Genomic DNA, 22,196 nt, shown 5'->3' with positions numbered 1-22,196 from the left:
CCGCCGCATACGCTTATCGAATTACAAACAAGCGAGATACATGGGCAAGGACGAATCAGGCGCGCTTTCAAGCGTCCATAGAGAGTCGATCAACGGGTTGGGGTTACAACCCGAGCCGCCGTACCCGGCCAGCTCCCTGAGCTTGTTTTCAAGGTCGGTGTCCGCAAGCGGCGCTTGCAGGCTGCCATGCGCTGCATCGATACGGCGCGACATTGTCTCGCCCGAACGCAACGTGACGGTCACCTGTGCCGCTTCGACGGAATACGACGAGTCATCGACGAATTCAAGCCGGCTGGCAAACGCCCGCAGCAGTGGATCAGCCACTGCTGCATCGGTAAATTCAGCAAGGCCCGCACGGCCTCTGGCAAGCGCAACCGCGACACTGTGTTGAGCGCTAACCTGCGCTTCGCGTCCAAGCGTAATGTTCGGACGGTCCGTTCGTGCGCGCAGTAAAGGGTGCCCTTTAAGCGTGACGCGTTCAACATTGGTGAACGAGAAACCCGGAGTTGCGGATAACTCCAGGCACGCCTCGATGACAGGATTAAGCACGACACCGCACGGGTAAGGCTTGTAGGCATTCGATAGAAGCGCCCATTCGCTGCCGAGCGTCGCGAAAGCTGCATCGACCTGCGCCCCAGTGGCGTCGCCCATCACGCGCAGGAAGCCTCGCTCGCCTTCGAGGGGCCGCTCGGGTCCTGCGAACCCTTCTTGCGCCAGCAACGCCGAGAGCAGGCCATTGCGGGCCGCATTGCCCACGCTGATGCTCTTCGACATGCTGCCCAGCGTTTCAACCAGCCCGGAAGATTGCGCCGACGCATTGCCAAGTGCCCAACCAATTTGAGTATTGTCTAAATCTATAGCCTTCCCAACCGCCGCCGCTGCGCCGAACACGCCGCACGTAGAGGTGATGTGCCAGCCTCGCTGATAGTGCCCAGGCGATATCGCATTCCCCAAGCGGCACTCGATTTCCACGCCAAGTACAAACGCCAGCAGCCACTGCTTGCCGCTCAACGGCGACTGCTGCGCCAGCGCGAACAACGGCGCGGCGACGGGCGCGGTCGGATGAATGATGGTGGGCAGGTGGGTATCGTCGAAATCGTAGACGTTCGCGCTCATCGCGTTTAGCGCGGCGGCGGTCAGGATATCGGTCCTTTCCCCGCGTCCGACGAGACCCGCTTCACGCCCCGAACTGAAGCGGCCATACACGTTCACGGCTTTACCGATGCCCGGGTCCGAACATCCCGCAAGCGCCACTGCGAAGTAATTCACCAGCGCGCGCTTCGCTTCATGACGCACCTTTGGCGGGATGTCTTCCCACTGCGCCTGTGCGACAAACGATGCCAGCGTACGCGTGATGTCTTTCATCAACCTCTTCTCCCTTCGTATCAGCCAGATGATCAACCCGATGACCAACCGATGTGTTCAGCCTGCCAGCCAGCCACCTTCCATCGGCATCATGGCCCCTGTTATCTGACTGCCCGCATCGGAGCACAGGAACACGACCAGTTCCGCGACATGCGACGCGCTGACGAATTCGCCGGTGGGTTGCTTGCCGGTGAGGAACTGCTTGACGGCACTACCATGGTCAAGGCCTCTCTCCTCCATCAACTGCTCAATCCGGCTTTCGATATTCGGCGTCTTCACCGTACCCGGGCAGATTGCATTGCAGGTAATGCCCTGGTGAACCGTCTCGAGCGCAACCGCGCGCGTCAATCCGAGCAGCGCCGTCTTGGTCGTCACATAGTCCACACGGTTCGGCGTGGCGCGCGATCCATACACCGATGTCATGTTGAAAATGCGGCCCCAGCCACGCGCACGCATATCAGGCAAGACCCGCTGGATGGCCAGAAACGCGGCTGTCAGGTTGACCGCCAGCGCCTGGTTCCATCGGTCCGCAGGAAAGTCCTCGATCGACGCGAAGTGCCGTACGACTGCATTATTGATCAGGATATCGATACCACCCGTGCGTTCGCGCGCTGTGTTCAACAGTGTTTCGACCGCATTGGGGTCGGTCAGGTCCACTTGAATATAGGTGGCCTGGACGCCGTAATCCTGTTCGATCCGGATCAGCGAATCATGCACGTTGTCCGGCGCTTCGAGTCCATGCAGCACGACGTTGCAACCCGCACGGGCGAGGCCCTCGGCCATGGCGAATCCGAGTCCATCCGACGATCCCGTGATTAGCGCAGACTTTCCTTTCATTACCAGTAATCCTAATCAAATGAGCATTTTTGCGGCCAGCTACTTACGATGAAAGCCAGGGCGCAAGCGCCCGGGCAAATTCCTAGTCGCTAGCCGTTTCGTCCAGCATCCGCATGGCCGCTTTCTCAGCATTCGTCACGTGCAAGCGCGCGGCAGCTTCGGCCGCCGACGCGTCTCGTGCCTTCAGCGCTTTAAACAGTTTGTCGATTTCCTTGAGACTCGACGGCAAGCGGTCGGGGTGCATCAACGAGGTCGCACGAAGCAGGTTCACGCGCGAGTAGAGACTGGTCAGGATCTCTTTCACCAACCGGTTGCCGCAGTTGTCGAGCAATACGTCGTACAGATCCGTCTTCGCGGCCAATACGCCGGCCTGGTCACCCGTCATGGCCTTCGCCTTCAGCGTCTTCGCGGCTTCACCAAACTGTGCGATCGCGGCGTCGCTTGCGATCCGCGCAAACTCACCTGCTGCAAACCCCTCGAGCAGTCCGCGTATGGCGTATAGCTCGGACGCCTCGCTCTTCGACATGACCGCGACCATGGGTCCTTTGTGCGGCACGCTGCACACCAGCTTTTCGGCTTCGAGCCGGCGCAAGGCTTCCCGGATCGATGTCCGGCTCACGCCGAGTGTCTCGCACAACTCACGTTCTACCAGGCGTGCGCCCGGTGCAAAACGCCCGGACATGATGGCCTGGCGAAGGACAGTCTCGACCTGATGTCGCAACGTTTCCGGTCGTATCAAATCCATTTCGGCTGCCATGATTGTATTCCCGTCTGACGATTTATCAGTGAGCCATCATACTCGAACTTCTGGCCGAAGCCGGCGTTCTGCAACCCATGGCACGGCCGGAGTTTGCCTACGCGTGGTTGGTTTCGAACTCATTCAGGGCAGCTTGCAGGATCGGCGCGGCCAGCAGGGCGCCATGTATACCGATGGTGCTCACGATCTCCAGCACTTCCATGATCTCGTCGGCAGTCGCGCCGTAACGAAGTGCATTGCGCATATGCAATTTCAGGCCCGGCACATAGAGGTGCGTTGCTGCTGCGTCGAAGGCGCAATACATGAACTCCTTGACCTTGGGTTCCAGCACGCCCTCGCGCCACGGCACGGAAGAAAATGCCACGTAGGTTTCAAACAGTTCTGGATCGAGTTCGAGGAAACCTTCCCACGACGAATGCCAATACCCGCGGTTCTGAATGAAGCTTTCCTTCAGTGCCGCACGATGCGCGTCAAGCGGTGCCGGGCCGTGACGCATGCCTTCTTCTTCAAGCACTTCGAGAAGCACGGGCACGCCGACGTTCGCCGCATGAATGCCGACGGTGCTTGCAAGCTGGATCACTTCGACCAATTCCGCACGCGTGGCGCCCGCGCGAAGTGCTGCGGCAATGTGCTGCGCCACACCCGGCGCGTAAAGGTGGGTCGCGGCCGCGCAAGCAGTAATCGCGACGAACGCTTTCACCTTGTTGTCGAGATGATTCTTCTTCGACGGCACCGCCGAGAAAGCCACGTATGCCTCGAAGAAGCTGGCGTCGAGGCGTAACAGGCTATCCCAGCCGTCGCTCCACGTACCGTGCACATGCGTGAACGCGTCCTTCGCCTGCTGCTGCCGCTTCGTCAGGGGAGCCGTCATGACGTCAGCCCACCGCGCTCTGGTACACCGCTTCTGCAACCTCTTCTTCCCACATCGTCTTGCCGAGCGACGTGGCGGTATGAACCATGTAGCTGTTGCGCCCCGCGCCGTGCCAGTGACGCTCGTTAGCGGGAATCCAGACCACGTCGCCGGTGCGGATCAGTTGCGGCTCGCCGCCGTCCACACACACGAATCCGCTGCCCGACGTCACTTGCAGGATCTGCCCCTGCTCATGCGTGTGCCAGAAGGTACGCGCGCCCGGCGAGAAAAACACGTTCGCGATGGTTATCTTGTCTGTGGTCGGCATGATCGAGTCTGCCCACACGACACCGCTGAATGTAGCCGAGCGTTGCTCCGACACTGCACCTTCGGCCCTGCCACGAAACACTTTCATTACTGCTCTCCCGTTGAAGAATGCTTGGCGTCCTTGAGACGCACACCGCCCGACACGTCGCCGATCGCGTCCACCACGCGGTTACTGATCACGTCGCCATAACCCAGCGCGGTGGCCAGCCCGAAACTGGCGAGGGGTCCTGATGAATTCAGCGAGGACACGCCCAGCTCGCGTACGCGGTCGATATACAGCACGACGTCCTTCGTCATCAGCTTGCTGGTCAAACCGCCTTCCAGGTAATCGCCATCGACAATCTTCGGAAAGCGGTTCAGCGTGGCGAAGTTAACACCGCTGCTGCTGTTGAGCACGTCGAGCAACCGGTGGAGATCGAGCCCCGCCTTCTTGCCCGCGACCATTACCTCGGCGGTCGCCGACAGACTCACGGCGTTCAGGAAGTTGTTGAGCAGCTTGGTCGTATGACCCGCGCCGCTCGCACCCATGGTGATGGCCTTCGTGGCGATCGGCTTGAAGACCCACTGGATGGCTTCAATAGCAGCAACGTCGCCGCCGACCATCAGCGTGAGCGTGCCCTTTTCCGCCGCTGCGGCCCCGCCGGAAATACCGGCGTCGATGTAATGCACGCCGCGCTCCTTGAACAGCGTGCTAAGCCGCATGGTTGAACTCGCGGCGGCCGTGCTCAGGTCGATCACGGTCTGTCCTTTGCGGCACGAGGCAAGAATGCCGTCTGCCCCTTCGACCACCGCTTCAACCACCTTGCTGTCCGGCAACGACAGCAGCACGACATCGGCGAACCGCGTTACTTCCGCGATCGATGTTCCCGCCCGCGCGCCCACTGCCGCCGCGCGGTCCGGCGCGGCGTCGAAGCCGAGCACTTCTATGCCCGCGTCGACCAGACGGCGCGTCATGCGGCCGCCCATGTTGCCCAAACCAATGAAGCCAATGCGTTGCGTATTCATAAGTCTCTACCGTAAGTTCAAAAGTCGACGTGCTTCGTTTCCGGACCCATCAGCGCGCCGACCGTACCTATCACGCCGCCGATGCACAGCAGGACTACCGGCGTGAGCCGCAACGGCATGAACGCGCCCAGCCAGTTCATATAAAACGCGTAGAACGACGGGATGATCACCGAGAGGCTGAAGCCCACGCCAAACCCGGTAGCGCGCACATCGGTGACGAAGCGCTCGTTGATGTAAGTCACGATCACGCCCCAGGGTGAAGTGACCAGCACCGAGAGCAGCATGACCAGCAGCATGATGACCGGCAAGGACAAGCCGTCATTGTTGGAAAGCACATAGAGAATGACGGCGCCCACCGTTGCGATCAATGGACCGACGATCACGAAAAATGTCCGGCGGCCGATTTTCTGCCCGAGCATTCCCGAACCGATATAGCTGAAAAACAGCACGAAATAGGAGAGCAGCAAGGTAAGCGACATCTGGAAACCGGTCAGGTGCAGCGTGCGCACGAGCAGGCCCGTCGGCATGAAGATCGTGATGATATTTTGCGTGAGCCAGAAGCCCGACATCATCAGCAGGACCTGCAGCAGGTTGCGTCCGCTCTTGCCGCGAAGCAGATCGGAAAGCGGCAGTTTCTCCGGCTTCTTTTCGCCGGTCTCGCTCTCCCATATCTCCGATTCGGAGACTTTATGAACGTAGTACATCGCAAGAATGCCCGCCAATACCGCGCCGATGACGAACGGAATACGCCAGCCCCATTGCACATAGGGTGAATGCAGGCCGTTCAGCGGGAACACGGCGAACATCAGCATGGCAACCAGGTTGATCGTTACGTAAGCCGCCGGGAATCCGGCAATGATCAGTCCGCCGACAAAACCACGTTGCTCCTTCTTCGAATATTCGATGGCCAGCGGCATTGCACCTGTATAGCCGCCGCCGAGAAAAATACCGTCGATGAAACGCAGGATCACGAGCAGCCAGTATGAGCCGATACCCAGCGTTTCGTAGCCGGGAAGCAGTGCGATCGCTAGCGTGACGACACCAAATCCGGAGACCGAAAGGATCGACGCCCGACGACGTCCCACCCGGTCCGCGACCATGCCGAATAGCAGCGCGCCGATCGGCCGGCCCAGCAACGTAGTGATGAAAACGAGCGAAGCGAGGATTGCTTCCATGCCGGGTGCGAGGTGCGGCGGCTGGAAGAAGAACAGCACCGGAGCGAGTACGACGACCGGCAGATAGATATCGAACATGTCGATGAATTCAGAGAAGAACGCGCCCTTGATCGCGTTGCGGCGCTTCTCATCGACGGACTGCGCGGTCGCCGCTCTTGCGGCGCCGTCTGTCGTGATTGCTTCCATGCTCGTCTCCAATAATGTCGTGTTGCATCGCTCGCGGATGCTTATTAAAAGGGGCAGAACTTCAGCCCTTGACGGTGTCGGCTTCGTAGGCCTTGATTGCATCGGTCGCGACCCGGAAGGCCGCGAGCGCCAGCGGGGCGCCGCAATACACGGCGGCCTGCATCAGCACCGCGCGAATCTCCTCCTTCGTGACCCCGTTCTTGAGCGCGCCCTTCACATGCACCGACAACTCGTGATGCTGGCTCATGGCGGTCAGCATGCCGATGTTGAGCATGCTGCGGGTCTTGAACGTCAAGGTCGGATCACCCCAGATCTCGCCCCATGCGTACTCCGTGACGAGCTTCTGCATCGGCCGGTTGAAGTCGTCCGCGTTCGCCCAGGACTTCTCGACATGCGGTGCGCCGAGCACTTCCTTGCGGTTCTCGAAGCCCTTGTCAAAACGTGCGTTGTCGTCCATTGCTTAATGTCCTCTTGCGTTGCGAAATGAGCGGTTGCTTCAGTCGTTGCCGTAGCCGACCATTGCCTTGGTTTCGAGGTATTCGCGCAGGCCCGCTTCGCCCCATTCGCGGCCATTTCCCGAATGTTTGTAACCGCCGAAGGGAGCTTTGAAATCGGCCACGGGATAGTTCAGGTGGACGCCACCCGCGCGAAGCTGGCGGCCAATTGTCCGGGCGCGCTCAATATCGCCGGACTGCACGTATGCCGCCAAACCGTAATCTGTTCCGTTAGCGATCCTGATCGCTTCATCTTCAGTGTCGTAGCCCATGATCGACAGCACTGGCCCGAAGATCTCTTCACGCGCAATGGTCATGTCGGGCGTGACGTCCGCGAAGATGGTCGGCTTGACGTAGTAGCCCTTCGAAAACCCGTCCGGCCGCCCCGTTCCTCCGGCAACCAGTCGCGCTCCTTCGTCGATTCCTTTCTGAATCAGCACCTGCACGCGCTCGAACTGATTGCGGTTGACGAGCGGTCCGAGCTGCGTGGCCTCACTGTCTGTTGCACCCACGCTGTAGGTCGATGCCGCCGTTTTCGCGATCTGCGCTGCGTCGTTCATCATGTGACGCGGCACGAGCATGCGGGTGGGGATCGAACAGGATTGTCCGGAATTAGTGAAGCACGCGGCCACGCCGCGCGTGACGGCATCGTCCAGGTTCACGTCGTCGAGCAGAATATTCGCGGACTTGCCGCCGAGTTCCTGCGCCACGCGCTTGACCGTTTCCGCCGCCATCTTGGCGACCAGGATGCCCGCGCGCGTCGAACCGGTGAACGACACCATGTCGATATCCGGATGCGATGCAATCGCTGCGCCCACGCCCGGTCCGTCGCCATTTACCACGTTCAGCACACCCGGCGGCACCCCTGCTTCATGCGCGACCTCGGCGAACAACAGCGCGCTTAACGCCGAATATTCGCTCGGCTTGAGCACCATCGTGCAACCCGCGGCCAATGCGGGTGCGATCTTCACCACAATCTGGTTGATCGGCCAGTTCCAGGGCGTGATGAGTCCGCAAACGCCGATGGGTTCCAGACGCACGCGCGTTGTGCCACGCTGTTCCTCGAACTCGAAATTTTCGAGAACATTGATCAATGCATTGAGGTGCGCAGGGCCTCGCGCTGCTTGTCCCTTGCGTGCAAATGCGATTGGCGCGCCCATCTCGATCCGCATTGCTTCGGCAAATTCGTCATAGCGCCGCTCGTAGATCTGAAGGATGCGCCGGAGCAAGTCGATGCGCTCTTGAACCGAAGTCGCCGAGTAAGCAGTCAATGCTTTTCGGGCGGCAACTACCGCGCGATCGACATCGGCTGCATTGCCTAACGCCAGCCGATCGATCTTGCTTTCCGTTGCCGGATCGATCAGGTCGAACCAGGCCGGCGAGACCGGATCGGTCCATTGTCCATCGATATAAAACTGTGCCGCACGAGACATGTTCGTCCTCTCCGTTTGCGGGTTTATTCGTCGCTTGCCAGCAGCCGGTACATCTCGGTGTGATCCGTCGCGGGCGTCGAGCGTCGAGACACCTCGTCCCAGACTGTCGTGCACGTCATGCCGAGCTTCATGGGATATCCCACTGCTTCGGACAATGCGCGCGCGATCTTCAAATCCTTGTTCATCAACTGCAAGGCAAAGCCGGATGCATACGAACCCGAGAGCATGAATTGCTTGACCTTGTTCTCCGAGGTATTGCTGCGCCCCGTCGATGCATTCAGCACATCTGTCATCGCAGCCGGGTTGATTCCGAAACGCTCTGCAATGTGCAGCGCTTCTACCGTCGCCATCAGGCCTGCTGCCGAGACGTAATTGTTCAGCGCCTTCGCTGCGTGCCCGGAGCCCGCCGTGCCGATATGCAGGACACTCTCGCCCATTGCTTCGAGTACGGACTTGCAGGTCGCAAGGACCGCTGCGTCACCGCCGGCGAGGATGGCGAGCGTGCCCTCCTTCGCCTTCTTCACACCGCCGGAAACAGGTGCATCGAGATAGTCGAGCCCCATCTCCTCGAGCGTAGCGCCCAGCTTGCGCGAACGCTCCGGCTCCGATGAACTCATGTCGATCACAACCGCGCCCTTGGGCAAAAGACGCGCCCAGGCCTTGGAATCGCCATCGAGCAGCACGCTTTCCACGATTGCCGAATTCGGCAACATGGTGATCAGGACATCAAGCGATGCGGCGTTGTTCGCATCCAGTTGCACCGCGCCAGTTTCCTTCGCGAGCGCATCCGAACGAGCCGTGTCGGCATCGGCGAGAAAGAGTTCAAAGCCCGCTTTCGCCAAGCAGTGCACCATGGGCGCGCCCATCATTCCCAGCCCGATAAAACCAATCCGTTGCGGTCGCGTCATCTGCCTTGCCTTTCCGATAGAACTCAAAGTTGACAGGCGGCGATGTCTCGCCGCGTCCATGCAATAAGTCTATCCGATTGTATGACAATCAGTCGATAGACAATTGATTCGGGTTTTCCCTGCCTTACTTCAATGCGGAGAAAGCTGTCGGTGTGAGAAAGACATTCTCGATTCGCTCGACGATCATCTTCTCGGCCTCGCTCGCCGCGCGCTTGGCGATCCATTCCTGATCGGCCTGGAACGCATTCCACTTGGTCTCGCGTTCGGCGAGGCTTTGCCACTTCAGCAGATAGGTGAGCGTGTGATTGCTGGGCCCGATCAGCGTGGTCCAGAAGCCGATTTGTTCGATGCCATATTTTTCGAAAAAGCCTAGTGTCGTGGTGCTGAAACGTTCCTGAAGGGCAGGTAAACGGCCCGGCAAGCAGTGGTAAACGCGCATTTCTACAATCATGGTGCTGCTCTCCGTCGGGTAAGAATAGAAATCAGGGGCGACTAACGTGACCCCACGCCCGGCGCCACATCCAGGCGTGCGATCCAGCCTTCGGTTTCGCGGTCATGCGGCGCGTAGACCTTGAGTACTTCGGGGTCATGCCCCGGCACGACATGATCGGGCGAGTCCGCCAGATGCATGACAGTCTTGAAGCCTTCCAGCATGTCGCCGACGTTGTAGACGATCGGGTACGGCCGGTTCTCGCGTATGTTCGCGTAGAAGTGGGAGGCGTCGGAGGCAAGCACGACCCAGCCACGTTCCGTGTGAACGCGCACGACCTGCAGGCCGTTCGAATGACCGCCGACCCAATGCACGCTCAGGCCGGGCGTGAGTTGCGAATCGCCATCGTGAAACTCCACGCGTCCCTCGAACACCCGGCCGACCATCGCGGTGACGTCTTGCGGTTCGAATGGATGACTCAGTGCGTGATGACACATGCAGCGACCCGTGCAATAGGCCATCTCCTTGTCCTGCAAGTGGTACCGAGCCTTCGGAAAGAGCGAGCGATTGCCTGCGTGGTCGTAGTGCATGTGCGTGAGGATGACATCGTCCACCGACTCCGGCCGGATGCCGATCCGCTTCAGGCCTTCTTCGACCGGATTGGTAATGGTGCGGCCGCGTAGCTGCGCCATGCTGGTGTCGAACCCCGTATCCACGATGAACGTGCGCGACTCGCCGACGACCGCCCACACGAAATAATCGAGTGGCATGGGGACATCGTGCGAATCACCGCCTATGAAGTTCTCGGTGGAACGGCGCGCGTGGTGCGCGTACTTCACTGCGAAGATGCGATAGTTTTCAAGCGTTGGCATGACAGGAATTCCTTGCGATGCAAGTTGCTTTGAGTTGGCTTTCGAATGAAAGCTATTTGAGTGCAGTGGCCGGAGTCGTGTCCGCATCGGACGGCGTTTCGACTGTTGCTGCCCCGGCGATCTCTTCGAGCGACCGGTTCTTGGTTTCCGGTCCAATGGCCGCCACGATTAGCGCTTGCAGCAGCAGGGTGCCGGCGATCATCGAGACCACGCCAACGATGCCGAACGATGCAAACGCCATGGCGACGAGATACGGCACCAGGATGTTGAAGCCGCGGCCGATCGTGTTGCACAGACCCGAGCCGCGCAAGCGGACTTCTGTTGGGAAAAGTTCGGGGACGTAACTCGCCACGCTGAACGATGAGAGCACGTAGATGCACGCGGTAATCGCGAAACCGCAAGCCGTAATCATGACCTGCGATTGCGCGAACGGATATGCAACGGCGAAAACAATTCCGATTAGGGAGAACGCGACAATGCCCCACTTCCTGCCCAGGCGTTCGGCGAGTCCGAAGGCGATCAACGAGCCCAGCGGGCCGCCTGCGAACATCAAGGTCGTCAGGCCTAGCGAGTTGGAGACGCTGTGTCCCTGCTTGACCAGGAAGGTCGGGATCCAGCTGACGAATGCGTAATTGACCGTGAACAGTCCGATCAGGACCGTGATACCGGTGATCGTGCGTTTGATGAGCCGACGCGAAAACAGGTCAGCCAACTGCGCGGGTGTTTCTGGAGCGGTGTCACGCGACAGCAGGTCCACGGTCACGTGCGGATAGTCCGGTGAGCCTGGGGTCACTCCGCAAGCCGTCTCGATCCGCGTCACGATTTCCTCGGCTTCCGTGGTGCGCCCTCGCGATGCCAGCCAGCGCGGCGACTCCATCATCGACTTGCGCAGGAACCAGACGATCAGTGCGCCGACGCCTGCGATGGCGAACATCCAGCGCCAGCCGTAATGGGGAATGATGAGCCATCCGATGAAGGTGGAAAAGAACAGCGACGTGTTGATGATCAGGTTCAGGATAGTGCCGAAGCGTCCGCGCCACGATGCTGGTATGAATTCACTGAGCGTGCCGTAGCCGACCACGATCTCGGCGCCCATGCCAAGGCCCATTACCAGGCGGAAGAAAATCAGCCAGTAGATATTCGGGGACAAAGCGGCGGCAATCGATGCGAATCCGTACACGCCGAGGTTGAACTGATAGGAGAAGCGTCGGCCGAAGCGGTCACCGAGCAGGCCTGACAGCCAGGCGCCGGCCATCATGCCGATGAAGGTTGCGGAGACGAAACCCGCGTTGAGTTGAAGTGTTGATTCGCCGCTGTGGATGAGGGCCGCTAGTACGGCACCGGCGATGTAAATGTCGAATGAATCAAAGAACATGCCTGCGGCGACGAGGCCGAGTAGTCGCCAGTGAAAACGCGAGAGCGGCAACCGGTCAAGGCGATATCCAATACTTGCTTCGGCTAGCATCGACATTTGTCTCCTGGTTTGTAGCTGGTTTTTTTGCCGGATCGATGCCAGCTGCCCGTTTTTTTCGGTGCGGGTTTTTAACTTATTATATGTCTATCATACAATCCGTCAAGAAGATGATTTTGGCGAATCAGGCGCCGGATATGGTCGGGGTTGAGGTCGGGGTTCTGGGGTTTGTGGTCGGGGTCGGTGCTGGGGTTGCACGGGTTCTGCGTTAGCGGTCTGATTCATTGCCGGGTTGCTGCTCTCCAGGTCTTCGCGCGTTTTATGTTGGATGTTTTCTTTATCACTATTAGCCACTGCGCGTGGCGGCGCGTCATTTCTTTGTCCAAAGCGACAAAGAAACGAAGCAAAGAAAACGCTTTCACCGCTCTACCCTAAGTGTCCACAGCGTGCAGTTTTGATTCATGGGTGCCCCAAAAGCACGGTGCTCGCCAGAGCGAAGGATGTGTGAACCCCTCTTTCTCGCGAATCCTGACAGTAAAACGCTTCGCCCCGTACGCTCTCGGGCAAGCACTATTGCCAAGCAAACCCGCTCGGCCCCACACCTATTTGCAGTTCAGTTTCGTTTGCTCAGTTAGCCGCAGTTTGCAAAGCCGTGCTCATGAAAACGGTTCAGTTCTTGAGTTCATACGGGTTAGTTGCGTGGCCTGCCCAGCAATGCCGTGTACTACTTCCGTGAAGTACCTTGAGGCTGTAGGCAAATTGACCGCTTCATTTTTGGTAGGCGTTTCCTAGCCGGTGCAACATTTTCGTCGCGTACAGTCCCACCCGTTTCAATAACCCAGCTTCTTGTCTGGTTTCCTATATGATTCGGTATGCGAACCTATTTGATGGGGTGTTTTCCGCGGATAGCGCGGGGTGTCCCTTGGGCAGGTTCAAACACTGGTGGCGCAGCGTGGGGTATCCGTGTTCGGAGAAAGAGGGGTTCACACATCCGTGGCTCTGGCGAGCACCGTGCTTTTGGGGCACCCATGAATCAAAACTGCACGCTGTGGACACTTAGGGTAGAGCGGTGAAAGCGTTTTCTTTGCTTCGTTTCTTTGTCGCTTTGGACAAAGAAATGACGCGCCGCCACGCGCAGTGGCTAATAGTGATAAAGAGATCAGCCAACACATAACCCGCAAAAACCTAAAAAGCAGCAACCCGGCAATGAATCAGACCGCTACCGCAGAACCCGTGCAACCCAGCACTGACCCCGACCGCTACCGCAAGAACCTAGCCACCTGGCACCAACCCGGACCGCAAGAACTGCCCCCTCTCGCACCATTCACTCACCAACCGGTTTAACAATCCCCTCGAGTTGATAAACCTCGATCTTCCTGTACAACGTACTCCGAGAAACCCCAAGCGAACGCGCCGCCTGCGCAAGATTCCCATGAGCGCCATACACCGCGCGAGCAATGGCCGCGCGCTCCGTGTCTTCCAGACTCGTTGACTGAAGCAACACCGGCTCCGCCACACCAACAGTCTCCGTCTCGGCAAGCAACTCCGCAGGCAATTCGTCGAGCCCGATCTCCTCCTCCCGCGAAGTCAACAGCAAGTTCTCAATAATATTGCGCATCTCCCTGACATTGCCCGGCCAGGAATACGCGCGCAGCACCGCCATGACGTCGGGGTTCAGCCGTCTCACAGGAACCGCATGCCGAAGCGCCAACCGACGGTTGAAATGCTCGACCAAAAGATCAATGTCGATGTCCCGCTCGCGCAGCGGCGGGATCCGTATGCGAGTAACACTAATGCGGTAATAAAGATCGCCACGGAACCGCCCTGACTTTACTTCGTCATGCAAATTACGATTAGTCATCGCCAGCAAACGGACATCAACGCGACGTGGCTGCGTGTCCCCTAACCGATAAACCACCCCCTCCTCAAGCGCGCGCAACAGCACAGGTTGCAATTCGAGCGGCAACTCGCCAATTTCATCGAGACACAAGGTTCCGCCGTGCGCCAGTTCAAACCGGCCCGGCCGGCCTTCCGCAGTCGCCCCGGTAAATGCGCCATGCACATGCCCAAACAACTCGCTGCCAATCAGTTCCTTCGACGCCGCCCCGCAGTTATAAGCGACAAAAGCTCCGCCCCCACGTTCCTCGCCATGTATTGCCCGCGCGAACAACTCTTTGCCGACTCCGGTCTCACCCTCGATCAACACAGGCACGCGCCTGCGCGCAAGCTGGCGACCTCGATTGACCGCGGCAAGCATCGGCGCGCTCTGCCCGAGTATCTGAGCGAAACAGTTCCGCTGCGGGTCAGCCTCGCTGCCGGGTTCGCTTCCACCCTGGCCTCCATCCTGATGTCCCGCCGCGCTCCCAAACGCGTTGATACGCTCTGCCGTCCGCTTGTGTGTGGATCGCGACCGGATCGCGGGAACAACCAGCATTGCGCCGATCGTGCTGCCTTCCACCACAACCGGGCTGAACCATTCAGCACGCAAACCCTGGGGTAAATGCCGGGCCCAGTCCTCCACGGCAGAACTCTCATCCATCCCGGGGAACCGCTCTCCTATGGCGACGGGAAGCGGCACCCTGCCTGTCGTGTGAACGAGCCGGCCGCGCCGGTCGATAGCGATCATCCCCGCAGCATCGCAGGATGAAAGCTGCTGCAGGCAAAACGCCAATAGACGCATATGCTGGCGCGCGGACTGCTCGGCCAGCACCATTTCTATCTGGCGCGCCGCCGTTATCGCCAACGTCAGGTTATTGATCTGATAAGTCGATGGCGGTCCGGAAATATCGAGGACACCTATGATCGAGCCGGTACCGGGTTCATAAATCGGCGCCGCCGCGCAACTCCATGACTTGATGCCTTCGCAGAAATGCTCTGAACCATGAATGTACGTCGGCTCGCCGGTCGCGAGCGCGGTCCCAATGCCGTTAGTGCCCGCCATTGCTTCGCGCCAGTCGCCGCCGGTGGTCAAATGGATCTTCTCGCCGGCCGTCAACGTGCGAAGGTCCCCGGCCGCTTTAAGAATCACACCATCCTGATTAGTCAGGAGCAGCATGGAGCCGGAATCCGCGAAGAGATCCGCCGTTGCGGCAAACAACCGGTCCGACGCCGCCAGCAACTCCCGATGACGCCACCGCAAAGCCTCGACAGCATCGCCATGTACCGCAAACGGCGCGAGACTCGCAGATGGATTAACGCCGGACTCCAGACTACGTTGCCACGATGCAATGAGGGCCGAAGGAACCGCCACAGAGGACTCGCCCGCCAGGAAACGCTCCCATGCGCGCATGGTGTCGCGGTCAGAGTGGAGGATGTCGGCGCGCTGCGCCTGCGACATTAGCTCATGCATCACGGCCTGATGGCCAGGAACCGATGCACTCTCAATTTGGTGTCTCGCCACAAGTCTCCTCCAATGCGATTGGCCAACGCGAAACCCCTTTAAGGCAGGCTTCGTCGTGACTCGCTTTTCTGGCGTTGCAGCTGGCGCTTTTCGTTATGCAATTCTGTAAGCTGGCAGCAACACCACGGACTAGTATATGCCTAGCTTTTGACCAGGTCCGCTCGGGAAAACACGGCCTGCCCAACTATTCTTTTGCAAGACACATTGCCGACATAGTCCCGTCCCTTGCAGCATATTTTCGGAGAAAACGACTCACGGCTTATCGATGTAATAGCCCGCTATTACAAGGCACAGTTAGACAAGCCACGCGTTCACGTGAAATACGCTTGAAGCGTTGTAAGCTGGGAATCAAAAAAACGAGGGAAGCCGGCAAAGTACCTCTGCCGGCTTCCCTTAAAAAGAAACGCTACGATCTGTTTCGGATACCGAATTACTGAAATTTCCCCGACCGGCCTCCGCATGGACGCCGGTCACAGCCCGATTATTTCCGGCCGAACAATTCGGCGCCACCGCCAAGCGCAGGTCCGGCCGTAGGATCGATCGTCTCCGGCTTCTTCGCAATCAGCGTTTGGGTTGTCAAGATCAAACCTGCCACCGACGCGGCATTTCGCACCGCGCTATAACTGACCTTCACCGGATCGATGATCCCCGCCTCCACCAGGTTCACGAATGCACCTGTGCGCGCATCGAGTCCCATGCCCGGTTTCGAACGCACCGCCTCGGCCACAATCGCCTCGCCGTTCAGCCCGCAATTTGTCGCGATGTGAAAGAGCGGTTTCATCAGCGCCCGTTGCAGCAGTCTCGCGCCCTGCTGGACACTCCCCTGGGTCCTTGAAACGATCCCTTCGAGTTCGGAGGACACTCGCAGTAAAGCCATCCCTCCTCCGGGAACGACACCCTCGGCAATAGCCGCACGCGCCGCGTTGATCGCGTCCTCGATCAAGTGAACCCGGCGCTTCTGTTCGACGGGTGTAGCGCCGCCCGCCAGGATCATTGCAGTGCCCCCGGACAACTTGGCGAGGCGCACCTGGAACTTGTCCCGCTCAACATTTTCCGGCGCCATTTCGTACTGGCGAGCAACCTGCTGGCGACGCGCGGCAATGCCGACCTGATCGCCGCCCCCGGCAGTAATGATGGTCTGGTTGGCCGAGATGCGCACTTGCCGGGCGCTCCCCAGATCGCGCAGTTCCGTGGTTTCCAGTTTTCCACCCAGGTCACGCGCGATCACACGGCCCCCCGTGACAATCGCAATATCCTCGAGCATCGCCTTGCGCCAGTGCCCGTATTCGGGCGGATGGATGGCCGCCACCGGAACTCCACCGTTGTCTCGCCACGCGAGCAGACCGACCACACACGCAGGTGCCACCTCTTCCGCAATGATCAGCAGCGGGCGTTTGCTTTGCGCTATGAGCGCCTGGATTGCCGCCACCTCTTCCATTGACTGCAACCGCTGATCGGTCATCAGGATGAACGGGTTATCGAGTACCACCTGCATTCTCTCGAGGTCCGTGACCATATGATGCGACAGGTAACCACGATCGAAGGCCATGCCGTCGACCACTTCCAGACGTGTTTCAACCGTCGTTCCAAATTCGACGTCGACGATGCCGTCGGGACCAACCCGCTCCAGTGCTTCAGCGACCATTGCGCCCGTAATCTCGTCGTTAGCCGCCACGATAGCAACGGCACGCACCTCGTCGCTTCCTTGCAGCGGCGTCGCCGAACGTTTGAGCGCGGCGATAACCTCGGTCACAGCGGCTTCGAGGCCCTGCACCAGCTCAACCGGGTTGGCTCCTTCGGCGAGACAGGCAAGGCCGTCCTGAACCAGTGCATCAGCCAGGACAGTCGCTGTCGTAGTGCCGTCGCCAGCCACTTCGTTGGTTTGCTTCGATACCTCCCTGACAACCTGCGCACCGATGTTTTCGAACACGTCTTCCAGTTCGATCTCGTTGGCAATGCTCACGCCATCGCGCGAGATGATCGGCGTTCCGATCGGCCGGTCGATGATTGCATTCATCCCACGGGGACCCAGCGTGCCACGTACCGCCTTGGCGAGCTTGGCCACGCCGCGGCCCAGAGCGGAGCGGGCCTCGTCGTCGTGCAACATGATATTCGGCATGGTTGTGCGTCTCCCTTTTATGATTGATTCGGATAACAAATCAATTTAGTTTGATCTGGCTGTGCTGATAGAGCGAACGAAATGTACCGGTTTGACCTCCACTTGGGGCCCGCATTCCGTGCCGTATCGCGTGGCCAGTAGCCCGCGACACAGCGCACTGTTGAATTCGGCGTTGACGCCAACCCGCCGCAAGGCGCGAAGATAAGCGTGGATCTGCGCGGCATTGAGCAAGGCACCATCCTGGTCGACGAAGGCCGTCTCGTCCGCATCCGACCCAATGACCGGGCGCCGCTCCAGATAGCGAGCAATCAAGCGGCGACCATCGGAATCGCTCGGCAGCGCGGCAAGTTCGACCACCGTTAGCTGCAGCAACACCGCCGGTTCATGCCCGTGATCGAGCAGATAAGTCAGGAGCGCTTCCTGCCGTCGCTGGAAAGCCTTGACCATGAAGATCCGGCGAACTTCCTCCAGTTCCTCACCATTGGCTTCATCTCCAAACGTAGCCTGGAACGAATGCCCCGCCGCGACGCCGTGATTGATCTTGTCGGCATACATGTGCTCGCCGAGCCCCACCGTGACCCTCCCCACCCACGGCAAGGCTGCGACGGCAATACGCATGTCGTCGGCCATCAAGAAAGCGAAATTGGCGGCGCACCAGTAGGTCGGCAACCGGAAATCGACCTTCACGTCGCCGCCGGCGTCGACCTCGACACCGGTGACGAAACCCAGTTCCGTCACCGACTCATCGAGTTCGGGATCGATGACGGACTCTAGCCGCGCCCACACCTCCGCGGTCCGGTCCACCGCAGCAATGGCAGCCATGATGGTCATACCGTGGCAGTCTGCTGCGTCTCGGCCAGCAACTTCTTTTGCGCATCTATATCGATGCCATACAGGCGTGCAGCATTGAGCCCAAGAATTTTCTTCTTGGCGGTCATCGTCAGTTGAACGCCCGTTTCCTTGCTGACTGATTCCGGGAGTTCAAACGCCATGAACTTCTCGATCAACCACTTCGGCGACCAAATGCCGTAGTCACTGCCGTACAGGATCTTGTCTTCACCAATCCAGAAGAGCAGTTCCGAAATCACATGAGCGAAATACTCGGGGCGCGTGTGAATGAACGGCAGCACCACCGCAAGACCGCCATACACGTTGGTTTCCTGCGTCGCGATCCAGCAGAAATCGTCCAGGCGCGGCAAGCCGCAATGCTCGACAATGAAATTCAGGTTCTGGAAGCTGGTCGCTGCGTCGTCGACGTCGGCCACGTCGAAGGCGTCGCGGTTCAGCGGCAGGATTGTCGGGCCTTTGTGGACGTGGACGTTCTTGATGCCCAGCTTTTCGCAGCGCTCGAAGTACCTCTGCACGCCGGGGTCCGAGAGCTTGTAACCCTTGCTGTCACCGCGCCATTCGGCGGTATAGAGCTTGACGCCCTGGATCTTGTACTTCTCCGACAACTCGTCAAGGCGATCGAGCCCGGCCTCGCCGTCACGCGGATCGAACGCGCCGTTGACAATAAACCGATGCGGATATTTCCCCTTCAACACATAATTTGCTTCGGTCGTGTTGAAGCCGTTTTTGTAGAAGTCCGTCAAGTATGTCGGCTGGCAGATCGCCATGTCGTCGTAGCCTTTGACGAACAAGTCCTCGTACATGGCTTCTTCACCGTACTTGTCGAACTTCTCCTTGGGCCACAAATACTCCTTGGGGCTCAGGTTCGAATGGTAAGCATAGAAGCAATCAATGAACTGCTGGCCATGCACGTTCTTCAAGTTGGCCTTGCTGCCGTCCCAAAGATGGACGTGCCCGTCAATGATGAAGATCTCTTCACCGTCCGTGGTTCGATACATGACATTGTCTCCATGGTTATGCGAAAAGCGACCGGTCAACATGTCCCGCAAAGGTCTTGCAAAGCCGGTCGCGAGTTGCAGTACGGTTGGGGCCTGGGGTCACTCGTAAGCCATGGCGTCGTCCATATTGCCGAACAGCGCGACGGTGTCGTCGTCAATCATCACCATTCGCCCGTAGTGGGTCGAAGTGGAGATCTCGAACAGATGCGGCGTCATCTCGCGGCCCAGCGACTCGCTGATCTCACTCATCTTGAACTCGATCTTTCCCTGCCCGTCTATACGAATCATCGCGGGCAGGTAGGTGACCGTGATGCCGGGTTTATGCGCCATCAGCTCTGCAATAGCGCGTGCCTCGACACTATCGTTCATGGTGACGCCGCACTGATGGGAAATGGTCTGCTCGAAACGAACGTCCTTCATCGACTTGAAGATGTTGTCGGTATGCACTGACATCGTGTACTCCTCTTCCCGGTTAGCTCAAATTGAAAGAAATTGCCAAGGGATGGTTCAGGCCCGGATTGTCAGCGGGAAATGAATGCCGATCTCCCGGGCAATCATTTCGGCTCGCTCGATCGAACTGTTCAAAGAGTCGTTGAACTGCACCACCTTGACATGCGGGATCGACCAGATCGGCTGCAGCCGCTTCGCTGCCTCAGACGCGAGGGCGCCGTGCTTTTCGAGCCATTCGCCGAACAACTTGCGGTTGGCGTCCCCATGCTTCGGGTCGTTCGCCAGCATGTGGAACAGCTCCACTGCATTGGCGAGGTTGCGCTCATAGTCGCCCTCGGCCGCGGAAACCACCGTAGGCGTCAGGAAGTCGTTCTGCGATGCGGCCATCTGCATGACGAAACCGCTGCGGAACAAGTCGGCCACCAGCGGCTCGAAGACCACGTTCACCGCGAAATACTTTTCAAGGAAGTCGGTCGCCCCGCCAATAGCCTCTATGGCCCGGCGCGTGTCTTGCCAGATCGGGTCCGTCAGCCAGTGAGCCTTGCCGGCGTCGAGGTCGAGATTCGGCGCGTCCAGTGCGATCTCACCCAGGTATAGCGTCAGGTCTTGTGCGAAGCGCAGCTTGTACGATGCGTTGGTGAGGATGGCGCTGTTGATCATCTGCGTCACGCCATAACGCTGCGCGTGCATGGTCGCCGTACCCAGGCCGAACTCTGCATGCTTGTAAGCGCCAAGATGTTGCTCAAGCAACTTGAGCCAGGTCTTGTCGAAGCGTTTCACCGCGCCCGAGCGCCGGGCATTGCCAATCGCGCTGCTGATCATGCCGATGATGGTGGACTGGCGCTGATAGTGGGTACGCTCCCACTCCTCATCGACTGCGCGGAACTTGTGCCAGTCCGTACACTTGGCCGCGGTCCACGTTTCCGAGTAGGTCGGCGTGCCATCGGCGAACGAGATGATCCAGTCCTGCAGCAGGTAGCGCTTCGGATCCGGCTGGACGTCGACCGTCATGTCCTCGTAGTGGGACGCCTTGCGGCCCTTCGGCTCGAAGTAGTTGTACTTGCGGCTGTCCCAGCCAGCGAACTGGGCCGCGCCGGCCGCGCCTGATGCCAGCGGTGCCGGTTGCTCTATCGTGGTGCTCATGTCGCTCCTCCTTCGTCCTTCATTTATCGGAACTTCGGGTCTGCAACCGGCTGGGGCGCCGGTTAGCGGACGGCCTGGGTGAACTTGTCGAAATAAAGCCGCTCGGGCGAAACACCGGCCATTTGCAGCACAGGCATGACCGCGTCGATCATCGGCGTCGGGCCACACGTATAGGCATCGATCTCGCCGGCAAGCCCTTCCTCGCGCAAGGTCCGTGCGAGCACCTCGTGAATGAAGCCGGTCTCGCCGGTCCAGTCATCGCCCGCTTCAGCATGTGAAAGCGCGGGGATAAAGCGAAAGTCGGATAGCTTCTCCGTGAGCGCGGCGAAGTCGTCGATATAGAACAAGTCGCGACGGGTACGGGCACCGTAGAAGAATCGCACCGGCCTTTGCTCGCCGCTCTGGACCAGATCGTTGAGGATCGACCACAGGGGAGACATGCCGGAACCACCGCCCACCAGCACCATGGGCCCCGGCTGTTCTTCCCGCCGGAAGCAGGTGCCGTACGGTCCTTTCGCCACCAGCCGGTCGCCCGGCTTGAGGCCGTCATCGAGCTGGGAAGAGAACGCGCCATTGGGGTACTTCTTGATGATGAACGCGAGACTTGTCTGACCGCCTGGCTCGCTGGGTACGCTTGCCATGGAGAAAGACCGCGTGATGTCCAGCCCCGGAATAGTCAGGTCAACGTACTGACCGGCCCAGAACCGCAGCGGCTGGTCCAGTTCCACCTCGAGCAGCCTGATGTCGTGCGTCAGCGCGCTGATCTTTGTCAGCGTCGCCCCGAATTCCTTCACCGCGATTGAGCGGCGCATCAGGTCTTCGTCGTAGTTCAGCAGTTCCACCGTCAGGTCACTGAACGCGAGCGTCCTGCACAACAAGATGTGATTCGTCTCACGTTCATAGTCAGGCAGCGCGAAGGTTGAGTACTTCTTCAACTCGACGTCGCCTTCGATCAGCAGGGACTTGCAACTGCTGCATTGTCCTTCCTTGCATCCGTGCATCACCGAGATGCCTTGACGAAACGCGGCATCGAGCACGGTCTCGCCCTCGGCGACCTCCATCTCGACGCCAACAGGCTCGAATCGCACTATATGAACGGTCTGGTAGTCGACTGTCTCCGGCATGGCTTCCCTCTTCCATTGCACATCGGTCATGCTGCTCATCGTTTCCCCCTGATCCGTCCGGAA

Annotated in this window: 20 protein-coding genes; all 20 read right to left on the bottom strand. The window is 59.3% G+C overall.

The genetic code is table 11. From position 1 onward, the window contains the following. Nucleotides 1-21: 21 nt before the first annotated feature. On the bottom strand, nucleotides 22-1,365 hold the full coding sequence (locus tag ACSQ83_RS31540) for an MmgE/PrpD family protein (RefSeq protein ID WP_436230813.1): 1,344 nt from the start codon (nucleotides 1,363-1,365) through the stop codon (nucleotides 22-24). Nucleotides 1,366-1,422: 57 nt separating this feature from the next. Then, nucleotides 1,423-2,202, bottom strand: a complete 780-nt coding sequence (locus ACSQ83_RS31535) for a 3-hydroxybutyrate dehydrogenase (RefSeq protein WP_436230812.1) — start codon at nucleotides 2,200-2,202, stop codon at nucleotides 1,423-1,425. 82 nt (nucleotides 2,203-2,284) lie between these two features. Then, on the bottom strand, nucleotides 2,285-2,959 hold the full coding sequence (locus ACSQ83_RS31530) for a GntR family transcriptional regulator (RefSeq protein WP_414953778.1): 675 nt from the start codon (nucleotides 2,957-2,959) through the stop codon (nucleotides 2,285-2,287). A 97-nt stretch (nucleotides 2,960-3,056) separates the two neighbouring features. Further along, nucleotides 3,057-3,830 (bottom strand): carboxymuconolactone decarboxylase family protein, encoded by a 774-nt coding sequence (locus tag ACSQ83_RS31525; protein ID WP_436230811.1) that lies wholly within the window; start codon nucleotides 3,828-3,830, stop codon nucleotides 3,057-3,059. 4 nt (nucleotides 3,831-3,834) lie between these two features. Continuing rightward, a complete protein-coding gene (locus ACSQ83_RS31520; RefSeq protein ID WP_414953780.1) occupies nucleotides 3,835-4,224 on the bottom strand; it encodes a cupin domain-containing protein in 390 nt (129 codons plus the stop codon). Continuing rightward, entirely contained in the window at nucleotides 4,224-5,141 is a 918-nt protein-coding gene (locus ACSQ83_RS31515; RefSeq protein WP_414968002.1) for an NAD(P)-dependent oxidoreductase, read from the bottom strand. The genes ACSQ83_RS31520 and ACSQ83_RS31515 overlap by 1 nt, the downstream gene beginning before the upstream one ends. 17 nt (nucleotides 5,142-5,158) lie before the next feature. After that, nucleotides 5,159-6,502, bottom strand: coding sequence for an MFS transporter (locus tag ACSQ83_RS31510; protein ID WP_414953782.1), 1,344 nt, complete (start codon nucleotides 6,500-6,502; stop codon nucleotides 5,159-5,161). Nucleotides 6,503-6,563: 61 nt separating this feature from the next. Further along, complete coding sequence (locus tag ACSQ83_RS31505) at nucleotides 6,564-6,959, bottom strand: carboxymuconolactone decarboxylase family protein (RefSeq protein ID WP_414953783.1); 396 nt, start codon at nucleotides 6,957-6,959, stop codon at nucleotides 6,564-6,566. Nucleotides 6,960-6,998: 39 nt separating this feature from the next. Beyond that, nucleotides 6,999-8,429 (bottom strand): aldehyde dehydrogenase family protein, encoded by a 1,431-nt coding sequence (locus tag ACSQ83_RS31500; protein ID WP_436230810.1) that lies wholly within the window; start codon nucleotides 8,427-8,429, stop codon nucleotides 6,999-7,001. A gap of 23 nt (nucleotides 8,430-8,452) precedes the next feature. Further along, nucleotides 8,453-9,337: an NAD(P)-dependent oxidoreductase gene (locus tag ACSQ83_RS31495; protein WP_436230809.1), complete on the bottom strand. Its 885-nt coding sequence runs from the start codon at nucleotides 9,335-9,337 to the stop codon at nucleotides 8,453-8,455. A 124-nt stretch (nucleotides 9,338-9,461) separates the two neighbouring features. Beyond that, on the bottom strand, nucleotides 9,462-9,788 hold the full coding sequence (locus ACSQ83_RS31490) for an NIPSNAP family protein (protein WP_414953786.1): 327 nt from the start codon (nucleotides 9,786-9,788) through the stop codon (nucleotides 9,462-9,464). Nucleotides 9,789-9,829: 41 nt separating this feature from the next. Then, complete coding sequence (locus ACSQ83_RS31485) at nucleotides 9,830-10,639, bottom strand: N-acyl homoserine lactonase family protein (RefSeq protein WP_414953787.1); 810 nt, start codon at nucleotides 10,637-10,639, stop codon at nucleotides 9,830-9,832. A 52-nt stretch (nucleotides 10,640-10,691) separates the two neighbouring features. Continuing rightward, nucleotides 10,692-12,104, bottom strand: a complete 1,413-nt coding sequence (locus tag ACSQ83_RS31480; protein WP_436230818.1) for an MFS transporter — start codon at nucleotides 12,102-12,104, stop codon at nucleotides 10,692-10,694. 1,270 nt (nucleotides 12,105-13,374) lie between these two features. Then, complete coding sequence (locus ACSQ83_RS31475) at nucleotides 13,375-15,450, bottom strand: sigma-54-dependent Fis family transcriptional regulator (RefSeq protein ID WP_414953788.1); 2,076 nt, start codon at nucleotides 15,448-15,450, stop codon at nucleotides 13,375-13,377. A 481-nt stretch (nucleotides 15,451-15,931) separates the two neighbouring features. Next, a complete protein-coding gene (locus ACSQ83_RS31470) occupies nucleotides 15,932-17,569 on the bottom strand; it encodes a molecular chaperone GroEL (RefSeq protein WP_414953789.1) in 1,638 nt (545 codons plus the stop codon). A gap of 45 nt (nucleotides 17,570-17,614) precedes the next feature. Next, nucleotides 17,615-18,400, bottom strand: a complete 786-nt coding sequence (locus ACSQ83_RS31465; RefSeq protein ID WP_436230808.1) for a metal-sulfur cluster assembly factor — start codon at nucleotides 18,398-18,400, stop codon at nucleotides 17,615-17,617. Beyond that, the gene (locus tag ACSQ83_RS31460; protein ID WP_414953791.1) at nucleotides 18,397-19,416 is read right to left on the bottom strand and encodes an amidohydrolase family protein; all 1,020 of its coding nucleotides are present in this window, start codon (nucleotides 19,414-19,416) and stop codon (nucleotides 18,397-18,399) included. Before ACSQ83_RS31460 ends, ACSQ83_RS31465 begins: the two co-directional genes overlap by 4 nt. Nucleotides 19,417-19,515: 99 nt before the next feature. After that, nucleotides 19,516-19,869: an MmoB/DmpM family protein gene (locus tag ACSQ83_RS31455; protein ID WP_414953792.1), complete on the bottom strand. Its 354-nt coding sequence runs from the start codon at nucleotides 19,867-19,869 to the stop codon at nucleotides 19,516-19,518. Between the two features lie 54 nt (nucleotides 19,870-19,923). Then, nucleotides 19,924-21,009: a toluene hydroxylase gene (locus ACSQ83_RS31450; protein WP_436230807.1), complete on the bottom strand. Its 1,086-nt coding sequence runs from the start codon at nucleotides 21,007-21,009 to the stop codon at nucleotides 19,924-19,926. Between the two features lie 62 nt (nucleotides 21,010-21,071). Beyond that, on the bottom strand, nucleotides 21,072-22,163 hold the full coding sequence (locus ACSQ83_RS31445) for an NADH:ubiquinone reductase (Na(+)-transporting) subunit F (RefSeq protein WP_414953826.1): 1,092 nt from the start codon (nucleotides 22,161-22,163) through the stop codon (nucleotides 21,072-21,074). Nucleotides 22,164-22,196: the final 33 nt, after the last annotated feature.

The sequence above is a fragment of the Caballeronia sp. LjRoot29 genome (assembly GCF_964252755.1).
Lineage (GTDB): Bacteria > Pseudomonadota > Gammaproteobacteria > Burkholderiales > Burkholderiaceae > Caballeronia.
Note: the sequence above shows the minus strand (reverse complement) of the source record. Positions and strands in the feature narration are given on the sequence as shown.